Source organism: Rhodoblastus sp. 17X3, from assembly GCF_030056575.1.
Classification (GTDB): domain Bacteria; phylum Pseudomonadota; class Alphaproteobacteria; order Rhizobiales; family Beijerinckiaceae; genus Rhodoblastus.
The window spans coordinates 1-18,637 of the sequence record NZ_JASHHX010000032.1 but is presented as its reverse complement, the minus strand read 5'-3'; the positions used below and the strand labels follow the sequence as shown (position 1 = coordinate 18,637).

Annotated in this window: 11 protein-coding genes; 4 read left to right on the top strand and 7 right to left on the bottom strand. The window is 64.3% G+C overall.

Translation table 11 applies throughout. The features are described 5' to 3' along the window. Positions 1–199 precede the first annotated feature (199 nt). The 3 genes from QM467_RS18995 to QM467_RS18985 are packed head-to-tail and all read right to left on the bottom strand — an operon-like array spanning position 200 to position 5,533. Positions 200–2,692, bottom strand: coding sequence for an FAD-dependent oxidoreductase (locus tag QM467_RS18995; RefSeq protein WP_283367910.1), 2,493 nt, complete (start codon positions 2,690–2,692; stop codon positions 200–202). Between the two features lies 1 nt (position 2,693). Then, positions 2,694–4,649 (bottom strand): glutamate synthase-related protein, encoded by a 1,956-nt coding sequence (locus QM467_RS18990; protein ID WP_283367909.1) that lies wholly within the window; start codon positions 4,647–4,649, stop codon positions 2,694–2,696. After that, positions 4,637–5,533, bottom strand: coding sequence for a class II glutamine amidotransferase (locus QM467_RS18985; RefSeq protein ID WP_283367908.1), 897 nt, complete (start codon positions 5,531–5,533; stop codon positions 4,637–4,639). Before QM467_RS18985 ends, QM467_RS18990 begins: the two co-directional genes overlap by 13 nt. Positions 5,534–5,837: 304 nt before the next feature. Between QM467_RS18985 and glnT the strand changes: the two genes are divergently transcribed. The 3 genes from glnT to QM467_RS18970 all read left to right on the top strand — a co-directional run bounded on the left by glnT (position 5,838) and on the right by QM467_RS18970 (position 11,066). Next, on the top strand, positions 5,838–7,139 hold the full coding sequence (gene glnT, locus QM467_RS18980; protein ID WP_283367907.1) for a type III glutamate--ammonia ligase: 1,302 nt from the start codon (positions 5,838–5,840) through the stop codon (positions 7,137–7,139). A gap of 53 nt (positions 7,140–7,192) precedes the next feature. Further along, entirely contained in the window at positions 7,193–8,059 is an 867-nt protein-coding gene (purU, locus tag QM467_RS18975; protein ID WP_283367906.1) for a formyltetrahydrofolate deformylase, read from the top strand. Between the two features lie 229 nt (positions 8,060–8,288). Then, positions 8,289–11,066, top strand: coding sequence for an HAD-IC family P-type ATPase (locus QM467_RS18970; protein ID WP_283367905.1), 2,778 nt, complete (start codon positions 8,289–8,291; stop codon positions 11,064–11,066). Here the strand turns inward: QM467_RS18970 and QM467_RS18965 are convergent. The 3 genes from QM467_RS18965 to QM467_RS18955 all read right to left on the bottom strand — a co-directional run bounded on the left by QM467_RS18965 (position 11,063) and on the right by QM467_RS18955 (position 14,495). Beyond that, the gene (locus tag QM467_RS18965; protein WP_283367904.1) at positions 11,063–12,730 is read right to left on the bottom strand and encodes a Na/Pi cotransporter family protein; all 1,668 of its coding nucleotides are present in this window, start codon (positions 12,728–12,730) and stop codon (positions 11,063–11,065) included. The two genes, QM467_RS18970 and QM467_RS18965, sit on opposite strands and share 4 nt — an antisense overlap. 48 nt (positions 12,731–12,778) lie before the next feature. Continuing rightward, entirely contained in the window at positions 12,779–13,681 is a 903-nt protein-coding gene (locus QM467_RS18960; protein ID WP_283367903.1) for a polyphosphate kinase 2 family protein, read from the bottom strand. Positions 13,682–13,820: 139 nt separating this feature from the next. Beyond that, on the bottom strand, positions 13,821–14,495 hold the full coding sequence (locus QM467_RS18955; RefSeq protein ID WP_283367902.1) for a DsbA family oxidoreductase: 675 nt from the start codon (positions 14,493–14,495) through the stop codon (positions 13,821–13,823). 182 nt (positions 14,496–14,677) lie between these two features. Between QM467_RS18955 and QM467_RS18950 the strand changes: the two genes are divergently transcribed. Beyond that, complete coding sequence (locus tag QM467_RS18950; RefSeq protein WP_446737807.1) at positions 14,678–16,504, top strand: methanol/ethanol family PQQ-dependent dehydrogenase; 1,827 nt, start codon at positions 14,678–14,680, stop codon at positions 16,502–16,504. A 94-nt stretch (positions 16,505–16,598) separates the two neighbouring features. Here QM467_RS18950 and QM467_RS18945 read toward each other — a convergent pair. Continuing rightward, positions 16,599–18,637: beta strand repeat-containing protein (locus QM467_RS18945; RefSeq protein ID WP_283367900.1), on the bottom strand; the 2,039-nt coding region annotated here is incomplete at its 5' end.

The following is an 18,637-nucleotide window of genomic DNA, read 5'->3' as shown; positions in this document are numbered from 1 at the left end:
CGTTATTCCCACGTCTGGGATGGCTCATTTATGGAAGCGACCGCAAAATGGGCGCTGACGCCTTCGTCTCCTGCTTAAAAACATCTCGCTTGCGAATTTATTGTGCATAATTTTTATTTCATGAAATGAAACATAGCCACGAAAAAGCCCGCGACGACTGCCGCGGGCCTTCTTTTTTTCATGAAAGAGCGAAGAGCCGTCAGGCGATCTTCTTGCGGCCCGCCATGACGATCCCGACCGCCGCCTGGGCGCGCAGGGACAATGTGCGCAGATCCTCGGGCTCGAGATTATGCACATTAGTCTTGCCGCAGCAGCGCGCCATCATCGAACATTCCGATGCCGCCGCCTTGAGGAAGGCCTTCAGGCGCTCGGCTGCATCCGCCGCCGTCACGCCGGAAAAATCGAGCCCGGACGGCAGGATGGCGCCGCCCGCGGCAAGGCCGGCCGCGACCTCGACGATCCCGACATTGGCGCCGAGCGACAGCGCCTTGGCCAGATCCGTGCCCGACCGCAACCCGCCGAACCAGACCAAGGGGAAAGCCTCCTCGGCCTTCAGCGCGCGCAGGGTTTCGACGGCGTCAGACAGCAGCGACAGATCGGGCGCGCCGGCGAGATCGGCCCAGGCGCCGCCGAGATGGCCGGAGCCGTCCAGCACCACCAGATCGGCCTTTTCCGCCAGGGCGAAGCGCAGGACCCGCGCCAGACTCGCCTTGGTCGCGATCAGCCCGCGCAGCCGGCCCGGCCGGGCGGGCGGCAAGGCCAACGGGGTCGTCTCGGTCACGCGCAGCAGCGTCGCCGCGGCCTCAGGAGAGGCGTCTTCCGGCCCATCGACGATTTGCAGCCAATGCGCAGCCGCGTCGGGCAGCGGCGCGCGGCCGACATAGGCGCCGCCGCCTTCGACCAGCGCCGCCGCGACCGCGCCGCGCAATTCCGCCGGCGCGTCGTCGAAGCCGGCGACCAGAATTGGCTGCGCCAGCTTCAGACCGCCAAGGGAAGTGGCGGTTTTGCAGGCCTCGCGATAGGGGTCGATCACCAGTCGCGTCAGATTGGCGGGCAGGAAGACGATTTCGTCGAAAGTCGCCATCGCTTCGAGGACCGGTCCCGCGCGCTTCTCCAGTTTGGCGCGGGTGAGCGCAGCGACTTCGGCGGGGCCGGAATCGGCGCGGGCCATGGCGAAAATCGCCTCGCGGGTCTTGACCGAATAATCGGCCGAGCCGGTCTCGGTGTCGCAGCGATAGCAGCGCGCCGCCTGTTCCTTCGCCGTCTTCGAGTCATATCCGGCTTCGGCGTCGCCAAAGGGATCGGGCTTTGCGACGCCGATGAAAGGCGGCTCCTTCGGCGGCAGTTTTTCCCAGGCGATATCCTGCGCCACCGGAACATTGCGCGTGCGATAGGGCGTGCGATAGGGCGCCGGATGAGCGACGCCTTCCAGCGCCGCCAGCACATAATAGGCGACCTTATGGCCCTGAAACATGGCCTGGACGAGGGTGGACGAGCCAAAGGCGGCATCGCCCGCAGCGAATACGCCCGAAAGACTCGTTCCCATGTCGGCAGCGCGCGTAGATATTTTGTCGCCGTTCATGAGGCCATATTTGGCCAGTTCGAGGCTGACGGCCTTCTGGCCGACGGCGGCGACGACCATGCCGCAATCTAGGTCGAAATCCGAGCCTTCGACCAGCGAGAAGGCGCGGCGGCCATCGGTCCCGGGCGCGCCCAGCGCGGTCTTCGCGCATTTGAGCGTCAGGGCGCCCTCGGCGCCGACGACCGCCCTGGGCGCCACATTGTAAAGAAACTCGACGCCTTCGGCCTTTGCCGCCTCAAGCTCATAGGCGCGGGCCGGAATTTCCGCAGGGCCCCGGCGATAGGCGACCACGACCTTTTCCACGCCCGGCAGGCGCAGGGCGGCGCGGCAGGCGTCCATGGCGACGTCGCCGCCGCCGATGACCACCAGTTTTTTGGGCAGTCTCGGCCGCTCGCCGCCATTGACCCGATTGAGAAAGCTCACGCCATCGACCACGCCGGGCAGATCGTCGCCGGGAACGCCCAGCTTCCTGCCCGCCGAGGCGCCGATGGCCAGCAGCACGGCGTCGTGGTCTTGGCGCAACTGCTCCAGCGTCACCTTGTCGCCGAGCGGCGTATCGAGATGCAGCGTAATGCCCGGGCAGCGCTGCAATATGCGCTGGATGTCGTCCTCGACCACCTCGGACGGCAGACGGAAATCCGGAATGCCCCACTGCGCCATGCCGCCGGGCCGGGACTGCGCCTCGTAAAGATCGACGCGATAGCCGGCGAGCGCGATATCCTGCGCCGCCGTCAGCCCGGCCGGGCCGGCGCCGACGATGGCGACCTTTTTCGGCTTGTCGGGCGCGACCGGCGGCAGGCGATAGCTCGGGCCCAATGCGTCGAGCACATAGCGTTTCAAGGCGCGAATGGCGACGGGGCCATCGGAACTGGCGCGGCGGCAGGCCGGCTCGCAGGGCGCGTCGCAGACCCTTCCGCAGACCCCTGACAGGGGATTGGTCGCGCTGATCGCCTCCAGCGCCTCGGCGGTCTTGCCCTCCCAGATCAGCCCGACATAGGAGCCGACATCGGTGCCGATCGGACAGGCGACCTGGCACGGCGGCGGCTCGTAATGGGGGAGGCCGCTCTGGTCCTGCGCGAGATCGACGGAAAAAGGCTTGCAGCTGGCCATGTCAGGCGACCTCGGTCAAAAGTTCTTCAGCTTCAGGATGATAGTCCGGCTCGTAAGGCAGACCGGTGATGGCCGCGGCTTCGGGCGTCAGCGCGACGAGATCGGCGCGCGACAATTGGCGGAAGTCGCTGTGGCCAAGCGCCTTAGTCAAGGTAGCGATCTGCCAGCGCACGGATTCAAGGAAGCGCGCGATCGCTTTCGCCTGAAGCTCGATCTCGTAGCGCGCCTCATGTTCGGGGTCCTGGGTGGCGATGCCGACGACGCAATTACCGACATGGCATTGCATGCAGGAGATGCAGCCGCCCGCGATCAGGGCCGCCGTGCCCATGGCGACGGCGCTGGCGCCGAGCGCCAGAGCCTTTACCGCGTCGACGCCATCCTTGATGCCGCCCATAAGCACGATGGGCATGTCGGTCCCTGCGTCAATCTCGCGCAATCCGTCGAGCGCCTCCTGCAAGGCGGCGAGGGTCGGAATGCCGACATTCTCCAGCACCTCGGTCGAGGCCGCGCCGGTCGAGCCTTGCAGCCCATCGAGCTGGACGAAATCGAACCCGTCCTTATAGGCGATCTTGATGTCGTCGCGGACGCGGCCGGCGCCCATCTTGATCGAGATTGGCTTGCTGTAGGCGGTGGCCTCACGGAATTCCTCGACCTTGATGACCAGATCGTCGGCGCCCATGATGTCGGGATGGCGCGACGGCGAGCGCAGGTCGATGCCTTCCGGAATGCCGCGCACTGCGGCCAGTTGCGCGGTGACCTTCTTGGCCATCAGCTGGCCGCCGAGGCCGGGCTTGGCGCCCTGCGAAATATAGATTTCCAGCGCGTCGGCCCTGAGCATGTCATGGATGTTCCAGCCCAGCCGGCCCGACAGGCATTGATAGATCAGCTGTCCCGCCTCGGCGCGCTGCTCCGGCAACATGCCGCCCTCGCCGGTGTTCTCAACGATTCCGGCCAGTTTCGAGGCCCGCGCCAGCGCGATCTTGGTCGATTTCGAGAGTGCGCCATAGCTCATCGGCGCGATCAGCACCGGCATGGACAATTCGAGCGGCTTGGCGCCGTTGCGATCGCCTATTTTCGTCTTCAGATTGACGCTCGCAAGCGCGTCGCTGGCCGCGCGGATGCGCGCGGGATCAAGCCTGAGCGCGATATCGTTGAAATGCGGCACGGCCTTGGCCGCGCCATAGCCGCGCAGGCGATAGCGGCCGATCAGAGCCTTGGCGTGGATATCCTCCGCCACCTTGGCGTTCCAATAGGTCCCGCCCTCGGCGACCGTATAGGGCAGCGGACGTGAAACCGGCTCGTTGACGCCATAGCGCAGCTTATTGCCAGCATTGACGATCTTCTGGAAGACGCCGTCGAAAGCCACGCCATATTTCCTCAGGAAGGCGTGGATGTCGGCGTCTTCCTCGGGCGTCATTTCGGCGAGCCTGGCGTCGGAGCCGAGGCTCTGCACCTTGCCGCCGACATAAATGGCGCCGGCGCTCATGTCCTCGCCGACGCGCTCTCCGGAATCGCCGAGAATGACGATTCGGCCGCCATACATCATGTATCCGGCGAGAAAGCTGGCGTTGCCGCAGCACAGCAGCGTGCCCGCCTTCATGACCTGCCCGGCGCGCGAGCCAATATTGCCCTTCACCACGATCTCGCCGCCGCGCAAAGCGACGCCGGCGATGGCGCTGGCGTTGCCGCCCACGACGATCGAGCCGTCATAGAGGCTGTCGCCGACGCCCCAGCCGACATTGGACTCGATCTCGAACCGCGCGCCATGCGACAGGCCGGCGCAGAAATAGCCGGCCGAACCGCGAATCGTCACCTTGACCGGCGCGACCAGGCCGACGCCGAGATGATGGCGGGCGTCGGGATTGAGCAGCTCGATATTCTCCCCGCGCGCGGCGGCGGCGCGCATCGCCTCATTGGCGTCGCGGACGGAGATTTGAGCGAGATCTAGCGTGACCATGTGCGGAACGTCCCCGGAGCAGGCTCGGCGGTGGTGAGGGGCTGGCCCGGAAAGAGCCGGTTCAGGGAAACTTCCTCGGAGGCGATGGCGACGAGATCGTCATCCTCGAACATCACCATCGGCTTGGCGGCGAGCCGGTCCTTGGCGAAGCCAATGCCTTCCTTGGTCGAGACGAGAAAGGAAAACACGCCGTCGAGATCGTCGACGGACTGCTCCAGCGCAAGCTCAAGCGTCTCGCCCTGCGCCAGCTTGTCGGCGAGATAGACCGCGATCAGTTCGCTGTCATTGTCGGTGCGGAACTCGAAGCCGCGCGCCTCAAGCCGGCGGCGCATTTTCCAGTAATTGGTGATTTGGCCATTATGGACGATGGCGACATCGGAAAAGCCGGTCGCCCAGAACGGATGCGCGGCCTCGGGCTTGACCTCGGATTCGGTGGCGAGCCGGACATGGCCGACGCCATGCGAGCCGGAAATGGCGCCGACGCCATAGATCCTGTCGAGATCGCGCGCCGTGCCGACATCCTTGATGATGTCGAGCGACGAGCCGATGGAGACGAGCTTGGCGGCATGCTCCATGGCATAGGCGAAGGGACGGATCTCGCCGTCATATTCGACCTCGACGACGAGGCTCGCGCCTTCGCGCTTCTCGCTCAGCAGTTTCGCGCCCTGCTCGGCCAGAACCGTCTTGATCCGGGCGACGGCGGCCTCGGCGTCCTCATCGATAATGAAGCGCAGGCGCAGGCCCTTGAAGCCGTTTTCGTAAAGCGCGAAGCCGGTCGAATCGAGCCCGCGATGCTGGCAGCCGTCCAGCATATTGACGAGAGAGCGCCCCAGCGCGCCGCCCGTCTCCGATTTCTTGAAGAAAATCCCGGCAATGCCACACATCAGGCCGCCTCCTCGCATCATGTTGTCAAAAACCTAGACGCGACGTCCGACGCTGTCAACTAGATGAAACAATTTTTCCCAATGGGAATTTTTTTGCAGGGTTTTGCGATGCTCTCCACAGCGTGCGCCGCCGGTTTGAGCCCGGAAAACCGCGGCGAAGTCAGTGTTTTCCGGCGGGATCGAAATTTCAGCCCCCTATCACGCTATTCAATTTTGTTTCTTGACAGTTCGGCCTACTCGCGCTTTTCCTATGGCGTCAGCTCCGCCGCGATGGGCTTGCGCGACCTGCGTCCCGAGGAAAAGAATGACCGCCGATCTTGCCAAAATCGCCGCCGAGCGCGGCATTCAATATTTCCTGATCTCCTATGTCGACCTGTTCGGCGTGCTGCGCGCGAAGCTCGCCCCGGCCGCAGCCATCGCGGGCATGCAGAAGAACGGCGCGGGTTTCGCCGGTTTCGCCTCGCATCTCGACATGACCCCTGCCCATGCCGACACGCTCGCCATTCCCGATCCCGCCAGCCTGATCCAGCTGCCGTGGAAGCCCGAGGTCGGCTGGCTCGCCGCCGATCTCTATTGCGAGGGCAAGCCGGTCGAGGACGCGCCGCGCCAGATTCTCAAGACCCAGATCGCCAAAGCGAAGGCGCTGGGCTACCAGCTCAAAACCGGCGTCGAATGCGAGTTCTTCCTGCTGAACAAGGATGGCAGGTCGCTCGCCGATCCCGCCGATTCCTACCCCAAGCCCTGCTACGACCAGCTCGCGCTGATGCGGCAATATGACCTCATCAAGAGCATCTGCGATTCGATGCTGCAACTGGGCTGGAATCCCTATCAGAACGACCATGAGGACGCGAACGGCCAGTTCGAGATGAACTGGGAATATGACGACGTCCTCATCACCGCCGACCGCCATGTCTTTTTCAAATATATGGTCAAGACGCTGGCGGAACAGGCCGGCTACCGCGCCACCTTCATGCCCAAGCCATTCAATGGCCTGACCGGCTCCGGCTGTCATTTCCACGCCTCGCTATGGCGGGACGGCGTCAATCTGTTCGAGGACGCCAAGGGCGAACTCGGCCTCAGCGCCCTCGCCTATCAATTCCTCGGCGGCGTGATGCATTCGGCCGCCGACCTCTGCGCCATCTTCAATCCGACAATCAACAGCTTCAAGCGCATCAACGCTGCGCGCACCGCCTCGGGCGCGACCTGGTCGCCCAACACCATCACCTATGCCGGCAATAACCGCACGCACATGGTGCGCATCCCCGAACCGAACCGGTTCGAATTCCGCCTGCTCGACGGCTCGACCAATCCCTATCTCGCGCCGGCCGCCCTGCTGATGGCCGGGCTCGACGGCATCGCCAACCAGCGCGACCCCGGCAAGCGCCTCGACATCGACATGTACGCCGAAGGCCACAAGATCCAGGACGCGCCGAAACTGCCGCTGAACCTGTTGGACGCCCTGCGCCTGTTCGACAAATCCGCCGTCGCCCGCAAAGGCTTCGGCCACGGCTTCGTCGACAGCTATGTCAAGCTCAAGCTTGAATCGTGGAATGATTTCATGAGCCACGCCTCGGAATGGGAGCGCGTCCACACGCTCGACTGCTGAGCGGCGCCAACCGCCTGTCCCATCATTCAGTAGAAAAAAAATTGGAGTTCCTGATGGATCCCCAAAAGAAATCCTATGTCCTGACGATTTCCTGTCCGGACACGATCGGCATCGTCTCCGCCGTCTCGGGCTTTCTCGCCGGCCGCAATATCTTCATCGCCGAATCCGCGCATTACGGCGACGCCGAAACCAATCGCTTCTTCATGCGCACGGTCTTCCATTCCTCCGCGGACCCGAAGGCGCTGGCCGAGCTGAAAGAGGCTTTCGCGCGCATCGGCGAAAAATTCGCGATGCGCTGGGACATTGTCGACGCCGCGCGAAAGCCGCGCGTTCTGATCCTGGTGTCGAAATTCGACCATTGCCTGAACGACCTGCTCTATCGCTACCGCATCGGTGCCCTGCCGATCGAAATTCCGGCGGTGGTTTCGAACCATCCCGACCTGCAACGCGTCGTCGAATGGCACGGCATCCCCTATCATCACCTGCCGGTAACCAAGGAAACCAAGGCGGCGCAGGAAGCGAAGATCCTGGAAATGATCGAGCGCCTGAACATCGACCTCGTCGTCCTCGCCCGCTACATGCAGGTCCTCTCCGCCGAGATGTGCAAGGCGCTGGCCTGGAAGACGATCAACATCCACCACAGCTTCCTGCCGAGCTTCAAGGGCGCGAAGCCCTATCATCAGGCCCATGCGCGCGGCGTGAAAATCATCGGCGCGACGGCCCATTACGTCACCAGCGATCTCGACGAGGGACCGATCATCGAACAGGCGGTCGAGCGCGTCGATCACACCCAGACCGCCGAGGATTTTGTCGCCATGGGCCGCGACATCGAGAATGTCGTGCTGTCGCGCGCGGTGAAATTCCACATCGAGCGGCGCATCATCGCCAATGGCTCCAAGACCGTGGTGTTCCGGCACTGAGCGCGGCGGATTCACTTCCGGCGTTATGCTCAAGGAAGCCACGCCGGAAGATCCGCTCGTCGCGTCCGAACCCGGCGGCGCCGCGCTTCTGCTGGCGGCGAAAAAAGCGGGGCCGCCGTCTGAGGCCCGCGCCGTGCGGCCATATTGTCCGCAGGGCCGTTAGGGTCTAGCCTCTCCCTCCGGCTGGAAAACACCAGCCCGACTGGCCCAGAGATAAGGGTGAGCGCATATGGGAGAGAACGTCCTCGCCGGCGGCCCGGAGGCTTTGCATGAAGCCTGGTACGCCATTTCCGCCGACGACGCCGTCCACCGGCTCGGGACCGATGCGCAAAACGGCCTCGACGCGGCCGAAGCCGCCAGCCGGCTCCAGAAATTCGGGCCGAACCGCCTGCCCGAAGGCAAGAAACAGGGGCCGCTGGTCAGGTTTCTCGGCCAGTTCAACAATATTCTGGTCTATGTGCTGCTCGCGGCCGGCTTCACCAAGCTGATGCTCAGCCTGTGGGTCGACGCGAGCATCATTTTCGCTGTGGTCGTCCTCAATGGCCTGCTCGGCTTCATTCAGGAAGGCCGGGCTGAAAAGGCGCTGGATTCAATCCGCAACATGCTCTCCGCCGAGGCGCGGACCCTGCGTGCGGGCGAAACGCGCATGATCGCCGCCGAGCAGCTGGTTCCCGGCGACATCGTGCTGCTGGAATCCGGCGACCGCATTCCCGCCGATCTCCGCTTGCTGGACGTCAAGAACCTGCGCACCGAGGAAGCCGCGTTGACCGGCGAATCCGTACCGGCGGAAAAGGCGACCGCGCCCGTCCCGGAAAGGGCGACTGTCGGCGACCGCGAGAACATGGCCTTTTCCGGCACGATGGTCGTGTCGGGCCGCGCCGCCGGCCTCGTGGTCGCGACCGGCAGCGAGACCGAGCTTGGCCGCATCAACCAACTGCTCGCCAATGTCAGCCCGCTGGAGACGCCGCTGCTGCGGCAGATCAAGCAATTCGGCTACAAGATCACCGCGGTGATCGGCGTGCTCAGCGTCGTGATCTTTTCCTATGGCCATTGGCTTGGCCACATGAATTTCGTCGAGCTGTTCCAGGCCGTCGTGGGCATCGCCGTGTCGCTCATCCCGGAAGGCCTGCCCGCGCTCATCACCATCACGCTGGCCATCGGCGTGCAGCGCATGGCGCAACGCCACGCCATCATCCGACGGCTGCCCGCCGTCGAGACGCTGGGCTCGGTGTCGCGCATCTGCTCCGACAAGACCGGCACCCTGACGCTGATGGAGATGATGGTCACCTCCGCCGTCACGGCGGAATCCGCTTTTGAGGTGACCGGAGACGGCTACGCCCCGGAGGGCGAGGTCCGGCAGGACGGCAAGCCCGCCGGCGACGCGCCCGTGCTCGCACTGATGGGGCGGGTCTCGATGCTCTGCAACGACGCCACCCTGTTTCAGGACGGCGGCGCCTGGAAGGTTGAGGGCGACCCCACCGAGGGCGCGCTCTATCCCTTCGCGACCAAGCTCGGCATGGATCGGCAGGCGGAGCTTGCGGCTTTTCCGCGCATCGACGCCATTCCCTTCGAGTCCGAACATAAGTTCATGGCGACCCTGCACCGCGCGGCGGACGGCAAGGAGATCTTTCTGGTCAAGGGCGCGCCGGAGGTGATCCTCGAACATTGCGACCGCCAGCAATTGGCGGGCGGCGCGGCGGCGCCGCTGGATCGAGACCGTTTCGCGGTGGAATCCGACCGGCTCGCCGCGCAGGGCGAGCGCGTGCTGGGCCTCGCCTGGCTGGAAAATCCGGGCCTCGCCGCCGGAAGCCTTGCGCCCGCCGACCTGCCAAAGACGCTGGTCCTGCTCGGCCTCGTCGGCCTGCTCGATCCGCCGCGCAAGGAAGCGATCGAGGCGGTGATGGAATGCCACGGCGGTGGCATCCGCGTCACCATGATCACCGGCGACCACAAGATCACCGCCGCCGCAATCGCCAAGATGCTGGGCATCGGCGACGGCAGGACCGCCGTTTCGGGCGCGGAGGTCGAGGCGATGGACAATACGGCGCTGCGGGACTGCGTCCGCGACGTCGACGTCTTCGCCCGCGCCAGCCCGGAGCACAAGCTGCGGCTGGTGAAGGCGATCCAAGCCAATGGCCAGATCGTGGCGATGACCGGCGACGGCGTGAACGACGCCCCCGCGCTGAAAAAGGCCGATATCGGCGTCGCCATGGGCATCAAGGGCACGGAGGTCACGAAAGAAGCCGCCGGCATGATTCTCGCCGATGACAATTTCGCCTCCATCGGCGCAGCGGTGAAGGAAGGCCGCACGGTCTATAACAATATCGAAAAGGCCATGCTGTTCCTGCTGCCGACCAATGTCGCTCAGGCTCTGGTCATCGCGGTGGCGATCTTCCTCGGCTTCACCCTGCCGCTCACCGCGCCGCAGGTGCTCTGGGTCAATATGGTGACGTCCGTCGCGCTCGGCCTGGTGATCTCGTTTGAGCCCCATGAAGCCGATGTGATGCAACGGCCGCCGCGCACGGTCGACAGGTCCATCGTGACCGGCTTCGGCCTTTGGCGCATCCTCTTCATCGGCCTCGCCCTCCTCGCCTATACGCTGGCGGCCTTTTTCGAGATGAAGGCCTATGGCGCCTCTGACGGCCTCGCCCGCACCGTCGCCGTCAACGCGATCACCATCGGACAAGTATTCTACCTGCTGAACAGCCGCTATCTGATCGATTCGTCGCTGTCGCTCAAAGCCCATATGGGCAATCGATTCCTGCCCTATGGCGTTGGCGCGGTCGTCATCCTGCAACTGCTTTTCACCTATGCGCCGCCGCTTCAGGCGATGTTCGGCAATGAGGCGGTTCCGCTCTGGGCCTGGCCCTGGCTCCTTCTCGGCGGGGCGCTGTTCTTCCTCGTCGTGGAGGCGGAGAAGGCCATCATTCGCTCGTCGGCGCCGCTGCGGGCGGCGGTGGTCGCCATCGAGACGGGGCAGGAAGGGATCGGGGCCGCAAGGAGCTAGCGCGTTTCGGACGTCTCGAAATGGCCGAGAAGATGACCGGCGCCACGCCAGGCGTGACGCGCGAGCGCCTCGAGGCGGCGAACCGTCTCGATCCGCGCCATGGCCTGATCAGCCGTGATTTCCCCTGTTCCGACCTTGCCCAGTGTCGGTCCGCGATGCGCGCGCCGGAGGTCGCCAAGCTGCGTGGCGCATGTCTCGAGCCGGGCCAACGCCGAACCCGCGCCGGGCGTCTCCAGCGAATCGATGGGCGCGGCGGCGGCGCTGAGCGCGGCTTCGCGCGCGATGTCGCTCACAGCCAGGACGGCGGCGCGCAGCGCCTCGGCGCAAAGCGCGGCGGCGCGGGCCTCGTCCGGGCCGTCCTTCGCCATCGGCGAGTCCGGCGCTTCGCCTGCCACTTCGGCAAGCCGGGAAATATGGTCGAGCGCGTGCAGCGTGCTTGTCAGACGGAGTTCCTCGCGGTCGGAATCCGGCGGGCCGCTGACGTCGGACAGGAAGTCCCGCGCCTTCCGGAGGACATCCCGGGATTCCGGGATCGAAAGACCCGGCGCGGCTTTGCCGTCCGCCGAGACGGCGGCCTCAATCGCCGGACACATGTTCTGGATCGCAAGCGCGATGGTGCGCCGGACGGCTTCCACGGCGACCACCGGGTTTTCCAGCGCCGCCGGGTCGAGGCCGCGCGTGAGCGGCGAGCGCGTCTCGGGCAGAAGGCGCTCGACGAAGCGAGTGAAACGGTCAATCAGCGGCATCAGCACCGCCACCCCGACGACATTATAGGCCGTGTGATAGGCGGCGAGCAGGGTGACGCCGTCCACGGCCCCGGCGGCGCGAAGGATCAGCGGAACGGTGAGGGGAAACAGCGCCAGCGCGATCAGCGCGGCGATGAGCTTGAACAGGATATAGGCGAGCGCCAGCCGCTTCGCGGTCGTGCTGGCGCCAATCGCCGCCATCGCCGAACTGGTCGCGGTCCCGATATTCTGCCCGATGATCAGCGCGCAGCCCTGATCCAGTCCCACCGCCCCGGCGTGGAAGGCCGAAAGGGTGACGGCGATGGCCGCCGTGGAGGACTGCATGACGGCGGTCATGATCACGCCGGCAAAGACCAGCGACAGCAGGCCCAGCCAGCCGGACAACAGGCCGACGCCCGGCGCGCCGATCACGGCGGGCAGGTCCGAGGGATGAAGCTGCGCCGCGACGCCGCCCATGCCCTGCTGCAACGTCGTCAGGCCGTAAAGGACGAGGGCGAAGCCCGCGAGCGAGGCGCCGGCCGCCGCGACCCGTCCGCTGCCCATCAGCTTGGTCAGGGCGCCGACGAAGATCAGCGGCAAGGCGTAGGAGGATAAGGAGACGCGGACGCCGATCAGCGCCACCAGCCAGCCGGTGCCGGTGGTGCCGACATTGGCGCCGAACACCAGCCCCAGCCCCTGCGGAAAGCTCAGCAGGCCAGCGCTCACCAGTCCGATCGTCGTCATGGTCGTGGCACTCGACGATTGCACGATCAGCGTGACAATGGCGCCCCAGAAGGCGCCCGAGAGCGGAGTCGCGGCGGCCTTGCCGAGAACCGTGCGCAGCGACGAGCCAGCGAGTCCCTTGAGGCCGTCCGTCATGATCGTCATGCCGAGCAGGAAAAGACCTATTCCGCCCAGAACCGTAATCGCTGTCGACATTTCCGCGCCTCTTCGTTCCTCATTTCGTCAGCGGTGACAGCGACGCCCTTACGGCTCGGCTTCGAGCTCGACGCGCGCGGCGGCCAGCTCCTTTTTCATCGCCGCGTCGACCTTGGGATAGGCGAGGTCGAGACGCTCCACCGCCTCGACGATCGCGGAGGCGACGACCAGGCGCGAGAACCATTTGTTGTCGGCGGGCACGACATGCCAGGGCGCGCGCGGCGTGGCGGTGGCCCGGATCGCCTCCTCAAAGGCGCTCTGGTAATCGTCCCAGTAGCGCCGCTCCCGAACGTCCGAGGCGGAAAATTTCCAGTTCCTGTCCTTGTCGTCGAGCCGCTTCATGAAGCGCTTCTTCTGCTCTTTCTTCGACAGGTTGAGGAAGAATTTGAGAACGATCACGCCCTGCCGGGACAGGTAATCCTCGAGATGGGCGATGTCGGCGAGGCGCTCGTCCCAGATATTCTTGCCGACATGTTCCGGCGGCAGCTTCTGCAATTTCAGCAGCTCCTGATGCACGCGGACGACCAGGACCTCTTCGTAATAGGAGCGGTTGAAGATCCCGATCCGGCCGCGCGCCGGCGCCCTTTTAGCATAGCGCCACAGGAAATCATGCGCCAGTTCTTCCGCCGAGGGCTGCTTGAAGGAATGGACCTCGCACCCCTGCGGATTGACCCGCGCCATGACGTGCTTGATCGTGCCGTCCTTGCCCGCCGCGTCCATGGCCTGGAAGATCAGCAGCAGCGACCAGCGATCCTGGGCGTAGAGCATGTCCTGCTCCATCGCCAGCCATTCGCTGCCCCGCGCCAGCAATTCCGCCGCCGCATGCTTGTCCATCTTGAGGCCGCCGGTGTCGCCGGGGTCGAAGTCCTTCAGGCGGAAGCCCTTGCCGGACGTAACCCGGTAAGGATGGACGAATTTCTCAACTCCCTCCAGAATATCTTTTCTGGGCATGTTCAGGCCCTCTCCCCTTGGGGCGCGCAGGTCGAAAATTCGCCGCACCGCTGTTTTGACGGAAGCCTAACAGAAGAAGCGGGCAGGAGAAAATTGCAGGCGAATGGATCGGGGAAACGAAAGCCGTGCCGTCTCAGGCTCAGCACCAGCTCGCCCGGTCGGGATTGGGGTCGCGCAAAAGTTCCTGGATGTTCGCTTCGATGATCCGATAGCCCACATTTCCGAACAGCTTCTGGCGCCCCTCGTTCAGGATCATCGTCGGACTGCCTTTGACGCCCAGGCTCTCCGCCTCCTTGTAATCGGCGGATAAAGCCGCATGGGCGCGGCCATCCTCCAGATAGCCCAGGACCTGCGCGCCTTCCGCTCCGGCCTCTGCGCCGACGCCGCGCTGGACATCCCGCCGCGCGATATCGAACCCGCGAATGAAGAACGCCTTCCGCATGAGTCCGAGGGCGCACTCGAATGTTCCCGACGCACATTTCCCCTCCTTCTCGGCGAGCTGAACAGCCTTGAGAAAGAGGTGGGGCGACGCCGACGACGCGGGCCGGACCTTTCGCCAAAGATCGGGATGCAGCGTTACTTCGGGGAAAGCCTGCGCCGCGTGATGGACATGATCGCCAAAGCCCTCGTAGCCGCCCTTGTTCTGCCAAGAGGCGGCGATCTTGCCGGAGACGTCGCCGAACACCGGGCAGAACCGATATTCGAATTCGACCTGCTCGCCAAAGGCGCGCCGCACTTCCGCAATCCGAAGCTCAGCAAAAAAGGCCCAGACGCAGAGCACGTCGGAGAAATAGACGATGGGAAGACGTTTCACTTTCGCAGCCCTCGCGCACCGATCCCTCGCGCACCTGCGCCCGCGCGACATTGCCCCGCAAGCGACGGCCCGGCAAGCGCGGAGGCGCCCGATCCATCTTGCCGGGAGGGGGCGCGGACCCGTCATGAGCCGAACTTTTTCATCACCCCGAAACAGTGTAGATCGACTTGACCCGCCCCGCCATGGCGCGGCGGAGCAATCGGAGAAAAGCATTGAGGAAATTCCGCTCTTGGCTCTTCGCGATCGCCGCGCTCGCAACGCCCGCCAGCGCGTCGGAGGCGGATCGCCCGGCGCCAAAAAAGACCGGCCAATGGACCATTCAAGCGGGCGATTTCGCCAACAATCGCTATTCCGCGCTCGACCAGATCAATTCCGGTAATATCGGGCAATTGCGTCCAGTCTGGTCCTTCTCGACCGGCGTGCTGCGCGGGCATGAGGGCGGCCCGCTGGTCATCGGCGACGTGATGTATCTCGTCACGCCTTTCCCCAATATCGTCTATGCGCTGGACCTGAACAACGAGGGCCGAATCCTCTGGAAATATGAGCCGAAGCAAGATGCGAATGTCGTTCCGGTCATGTGCTGCGATACGGTCAATCGCGGCCTCGCCTTTGCCGACGGCAAGATCTTCCTGAACCAGGCCGACGCCAAACTGGTGGCGCTGGACGCGCGCACCGGCAAGGCGATATGGAGCGCGGTCAATGGCGATCCGGCCAAAGGCGAGACGGCGACCGCGACCGTGCTGCCGGTCAAGGACAAGGTGATCGTCGGCCTTTCCGGCGGCGAATTCGGCATACGCTGCCACATGTCCGCCTATGACATGAACAGCGGCGCGCTGGTCTGGCGCGCCTATGCGGCGGGCCCGGACGAGTCGATGCTGGTCGATCCGAAACAGACCACGCAGCTTGGCAAGGCGATCGGCCCGGACTCGAGCCTGAAGAGCTGGCAGGGCGATCAATGGAAGTTGGGCGGCGGCTGCGCCTGGGGCTGGACGTCCTATGATCCGGATGCGGACCTGATCTATTATGGAACCGGCAATCCCTCGACCTGGAACCCGTCGCAGCGCCCCGGCGACAACAAATGGTCGATGAGCATTTTCGCCCGCAACCCCGACACCGGCATGGCGAAATGGGTCTATCAGATGACCCCGCATGACGAGTGGGATTATGACGGCGTCAATGAAATGCAGCTGGTCGATCAGGCGTTCGACGGCAAGCCGCGCAAGCTGCTGGTCCATTTCGACCGCAACGGCTTCGCCTATACGCTCGACCGCATGACCGGCGAATTGCTGCTGGCGGAAAAATATGATCCGACCGTCAATTGGGCGACCAAAATCGAAATGGACAAGGCCAGTCCAAATTATGGCCGGCCGCAGCTCGTGAAACAATATTCGACCGAGGCCAATGGCGAGGATGTCGTCACCAAGGGAATTTGCCCCGCCTCGCTCGGAAGCAAGGACGAGCAGCCCTCGGCCTTCTCGCCCCGAACCGGCCTGTTCTATGTGCCGACCAACCATCTCTGCATGGATTACGAGCCTTTCCGCGTTCATTACGAGCCCGGCCTGCCCTATGTCGGCGCGACGCTCTCGCTCTATCCGCCGCCCGGCGAAAAAAACACCGGCGCCTTCATCGCCTGGGACGCCGCGAAGGGCCGGATCGTCTGGTCTGATCCCGAGCAATTCTCGGTCTGGTCGGGCGCTCTCGCCACCGCGGGCGACGTGGTCTTTTACGGCACGCTCGAAGGCTATCTGAAAGCCGTCGACGCGCGGACAGGCCAGTTGCTCTACAAGTTCAAGACCCCGTCGGGCATTGTCGGCAATGTCATGACCTATGCGCATAAGGGCCGGCAATATGTCGCCGTCCTGTCGGGCGTCGGCGGCTGGGCCGGAATCGGCCTTGCGGCGGGCCTCACCGACCCGCATGACGGCGCTGGCGCGGTCGGCGGCTATGCCGCGCTGAGCAAATATACCGCGCTCGGCGGCGTGCTGACGGTCTTCGCCCTGCCCGATTGACCGCAGAGGCGAGCGGGTCCGGCGCGGCGCATGAGTGGCCTTCAGCACTCGAACGACCGGCGTTCGACGACAACTTTTCCCGCAACCTTCGTTGTCAAACGAACTTGAAGTCTCCCAGATTGGCGGACAATGTTGCTATGTCGGTCCCGCCAATCGTCAGTCGATCGCCGAGGCTGTCGGTGATCGACACATTTCCCCCTGATTGCGTGGCGTGACTGAGAACGGCCTGCGCTTGCTGCGCCTGGGTCATCGTCGACGGGGTGAGGTAGCTGAACATCGATGAATTAAACTGCACGATGTCGGCGTAGGTTCCTGAATCAGCGAAATTGGCGATTGTCAGTTGCCCGAAATTCGGCGTCAGCACGAAAGTGTCGTTGCCGGAGCCAGAGGCGTCCACGCTGAAAGTCTCGTTCTGAACGCCCTGGCCGATCTGGATTGCGAGATTGTCGAGGCTGCTCGACAGGCTGACGCTTGTCGTTCCGCCAGCGACGCCGGGAATGGAGAGAATCTGGATATTGCTGAGCGTCGACGGGAGATTGTAAGAGCCGGCCCCCTGCAACACCAATGTATTCGAACCGCCGCCGCCATTGACGCTGTCGGCCGAAGTCAGCGTGCTTGGCGATGGCGCTATGATCGTGTCATTGCCGGCGCCGGCGCTGATCGTGTCTGTCCCTGTCGTCAGAGTATAGGTCTGGCCGCCGCTGCCGAACGCCACCGTGCTGGTTACGGCAAGGGAGCTTTGCGTTCCGTCGCTGACCTGCCAACTCACGATACGCGACGCCGCATTGGCGCTGCTGGTCGAGAATGTCACCGAATCCAGCGCCGTCTGGTATTGCGCCACCGTCGCCTGCCCGCTCAGCGTCAACACGCCGGTCGTCGCATTATATGCGCCCGTGATGCCGTTCTGGTTGGCGAAGTTGAGCAGGTCTCCAGACTGGAAATTACTGGATATCGCCACCGTCGCCGAGGCGAGCTTGAGATTGTCCGGATCGCGGGCCGCCAGCGCATTGTCGATGACGACTGCGATGCCCCCCGACGTATAAGTCGTCGTGTTGCCCGCGCCCGAAAGCACGGGCCGCTGATCGACGCCAATGACATTGACCGTGCTGGACACGACAGTCGATTTCAGCGCGCCGGCGCTAACCTGCCAATTGATCGTGCGCGCCAGATCGGTCCCGTAATTGGTCGGATTGAGGCTGGTCGAACTGAAACTGACGCTGTCGAGGGCTGTCTGATAGGCGGCAAGGCTGGCCGAGCCGGTCAGCGTCAGCACCCCCGTCGTTGCATTATACGAGCCAGTAATGCCGTTCTGGTTGGTGAAGTTCAAGGCGTCGCCGGCGAAGAACCCTACGCCGATGGAAACAGTCGCGCCGCTCAGCGTCGTGCTGCTCGGATCGGCAACGGTGAGGCTGCTGTCGAGCGTCGCCCGCGCGCCGCCTTGTGTATAGCTCACAGTGACTCCTGCGCCGCCGAGCGTCGGAGGCACACCCACGCTCACCGTGCTGGTGACAACGACGGAGCTTTGCGTTCCGTCGCTGACCTGCCAGCTCACGATACGCGACGCCGCATTGGCGCTGCTGGTCGAGAATGTCACAGAATCCAGCGCCGTCTGGTATTGCGCCACTGTCGCCTGCCCGCTCAGCGTCAGCACGCCGGTCGCCGCATTATATGCGCCCGTGATGCCGTTCTGGTTGACGAAGTTGAGCAGGTCTCCAGACTGGAAATTACTGGAAATCGTCACCGTCGCCGAGGCGAGGGAAAGATTGTCGGGATCGCTGGCCGACAGCGCGCTGTCGATGACGACCGCGACGCCCCCCGAGGCATAAGTCGTCGTGTTGCCCGCGCCCGAAAGCACCGGCCGCTGATCGACGCCAATGACATTGACCGTGCTGGACACGACAGTCGATTTCAGCGCGCCGGCGCTGACCTGCCAATTGATCGTGCGCGCCAGGTCGGTCCCGTAATTGGTCGGATTGAGGCTGCTCGAGCTGAAACTGACGCTGTCGAGGGCTGTCTGATAGGCGGCAAGGCTGGCTGAGCCGGTCAGCGTCATCACCCCGGTCGTTGCATTATACGAGCCGGTAATGCCGTTCTGGTTGATGAAATTGAGCGTGTCTCCGGCGAACCGACCGC

Excerpts from the sequence above, each read along its gene's own strand:
- QM467_RS18995 (WP_283367910.1), bottom strand. The coding sequence starts at position 2,692 with ATGGCCAGCTGCAAGCCTTTTTCCGTCGATCTCGCGCAGGACCAGAGC.
- QM467_RS18990 (WP_283367909.1), bottom strand. The coding sequence starts at position 4,649 with ATGGTCACGCTAGATCTCGCTCAAATCTCCGTCCGCGACGCCAATGAG.
- QM467_RS18985 (WP_283367908.1), bottom strand. The coding sequence starts at position 5,533 with ATGTGTGGCATTGCCGGGATTTTCTTCAAGAAATCGGAGACGGGCGGC.
- glnT (WP_283367907.1), top strand. The coding sequence starts at position 5,838 with ATGACCGCCGATCTTGCCAAAATCGCCGCCGAGCGCGGCATTCAATAT.
- purU (WP_283367906.1), top strand. The coding sequence starts at position 7,193 with ATGGATCCCCAAAAGAAATCCTATGTCCTGACGATTTCCTGTCCGGAC.
- QM467_RS18970 (WP_283367905.1), top strand. The coding sequence starts at position 8,289 with ATGGGAGAGAACGTCCTCGCCGGCGGCCCGGAGGCTTTGCATGAAGCC.
- QM467_RS18965 (WP_283367904.1), bottom strand. The coding sequence starts at position 12,730 with ATGTCGACAGCGATTACGGTTCTGGGCGGAATAGGTCTTTTCCTGCTC.
- QM467_RS18960 (WP_283367903.1), bottom strand. The coding sequence starts at position 13,681 with ATGCCCAGAAAAGATATTCTGGAGGGAGTTGAGAAATTCGTCCATCCT.
- QM467_RS18950 (WP_446737807.1), top strand. The coding sequence starts at position 14,678 with ATGGCGCGGCGGAGCAATCGGAGAAAAGCATTGAGGAAATTCCGCTCT.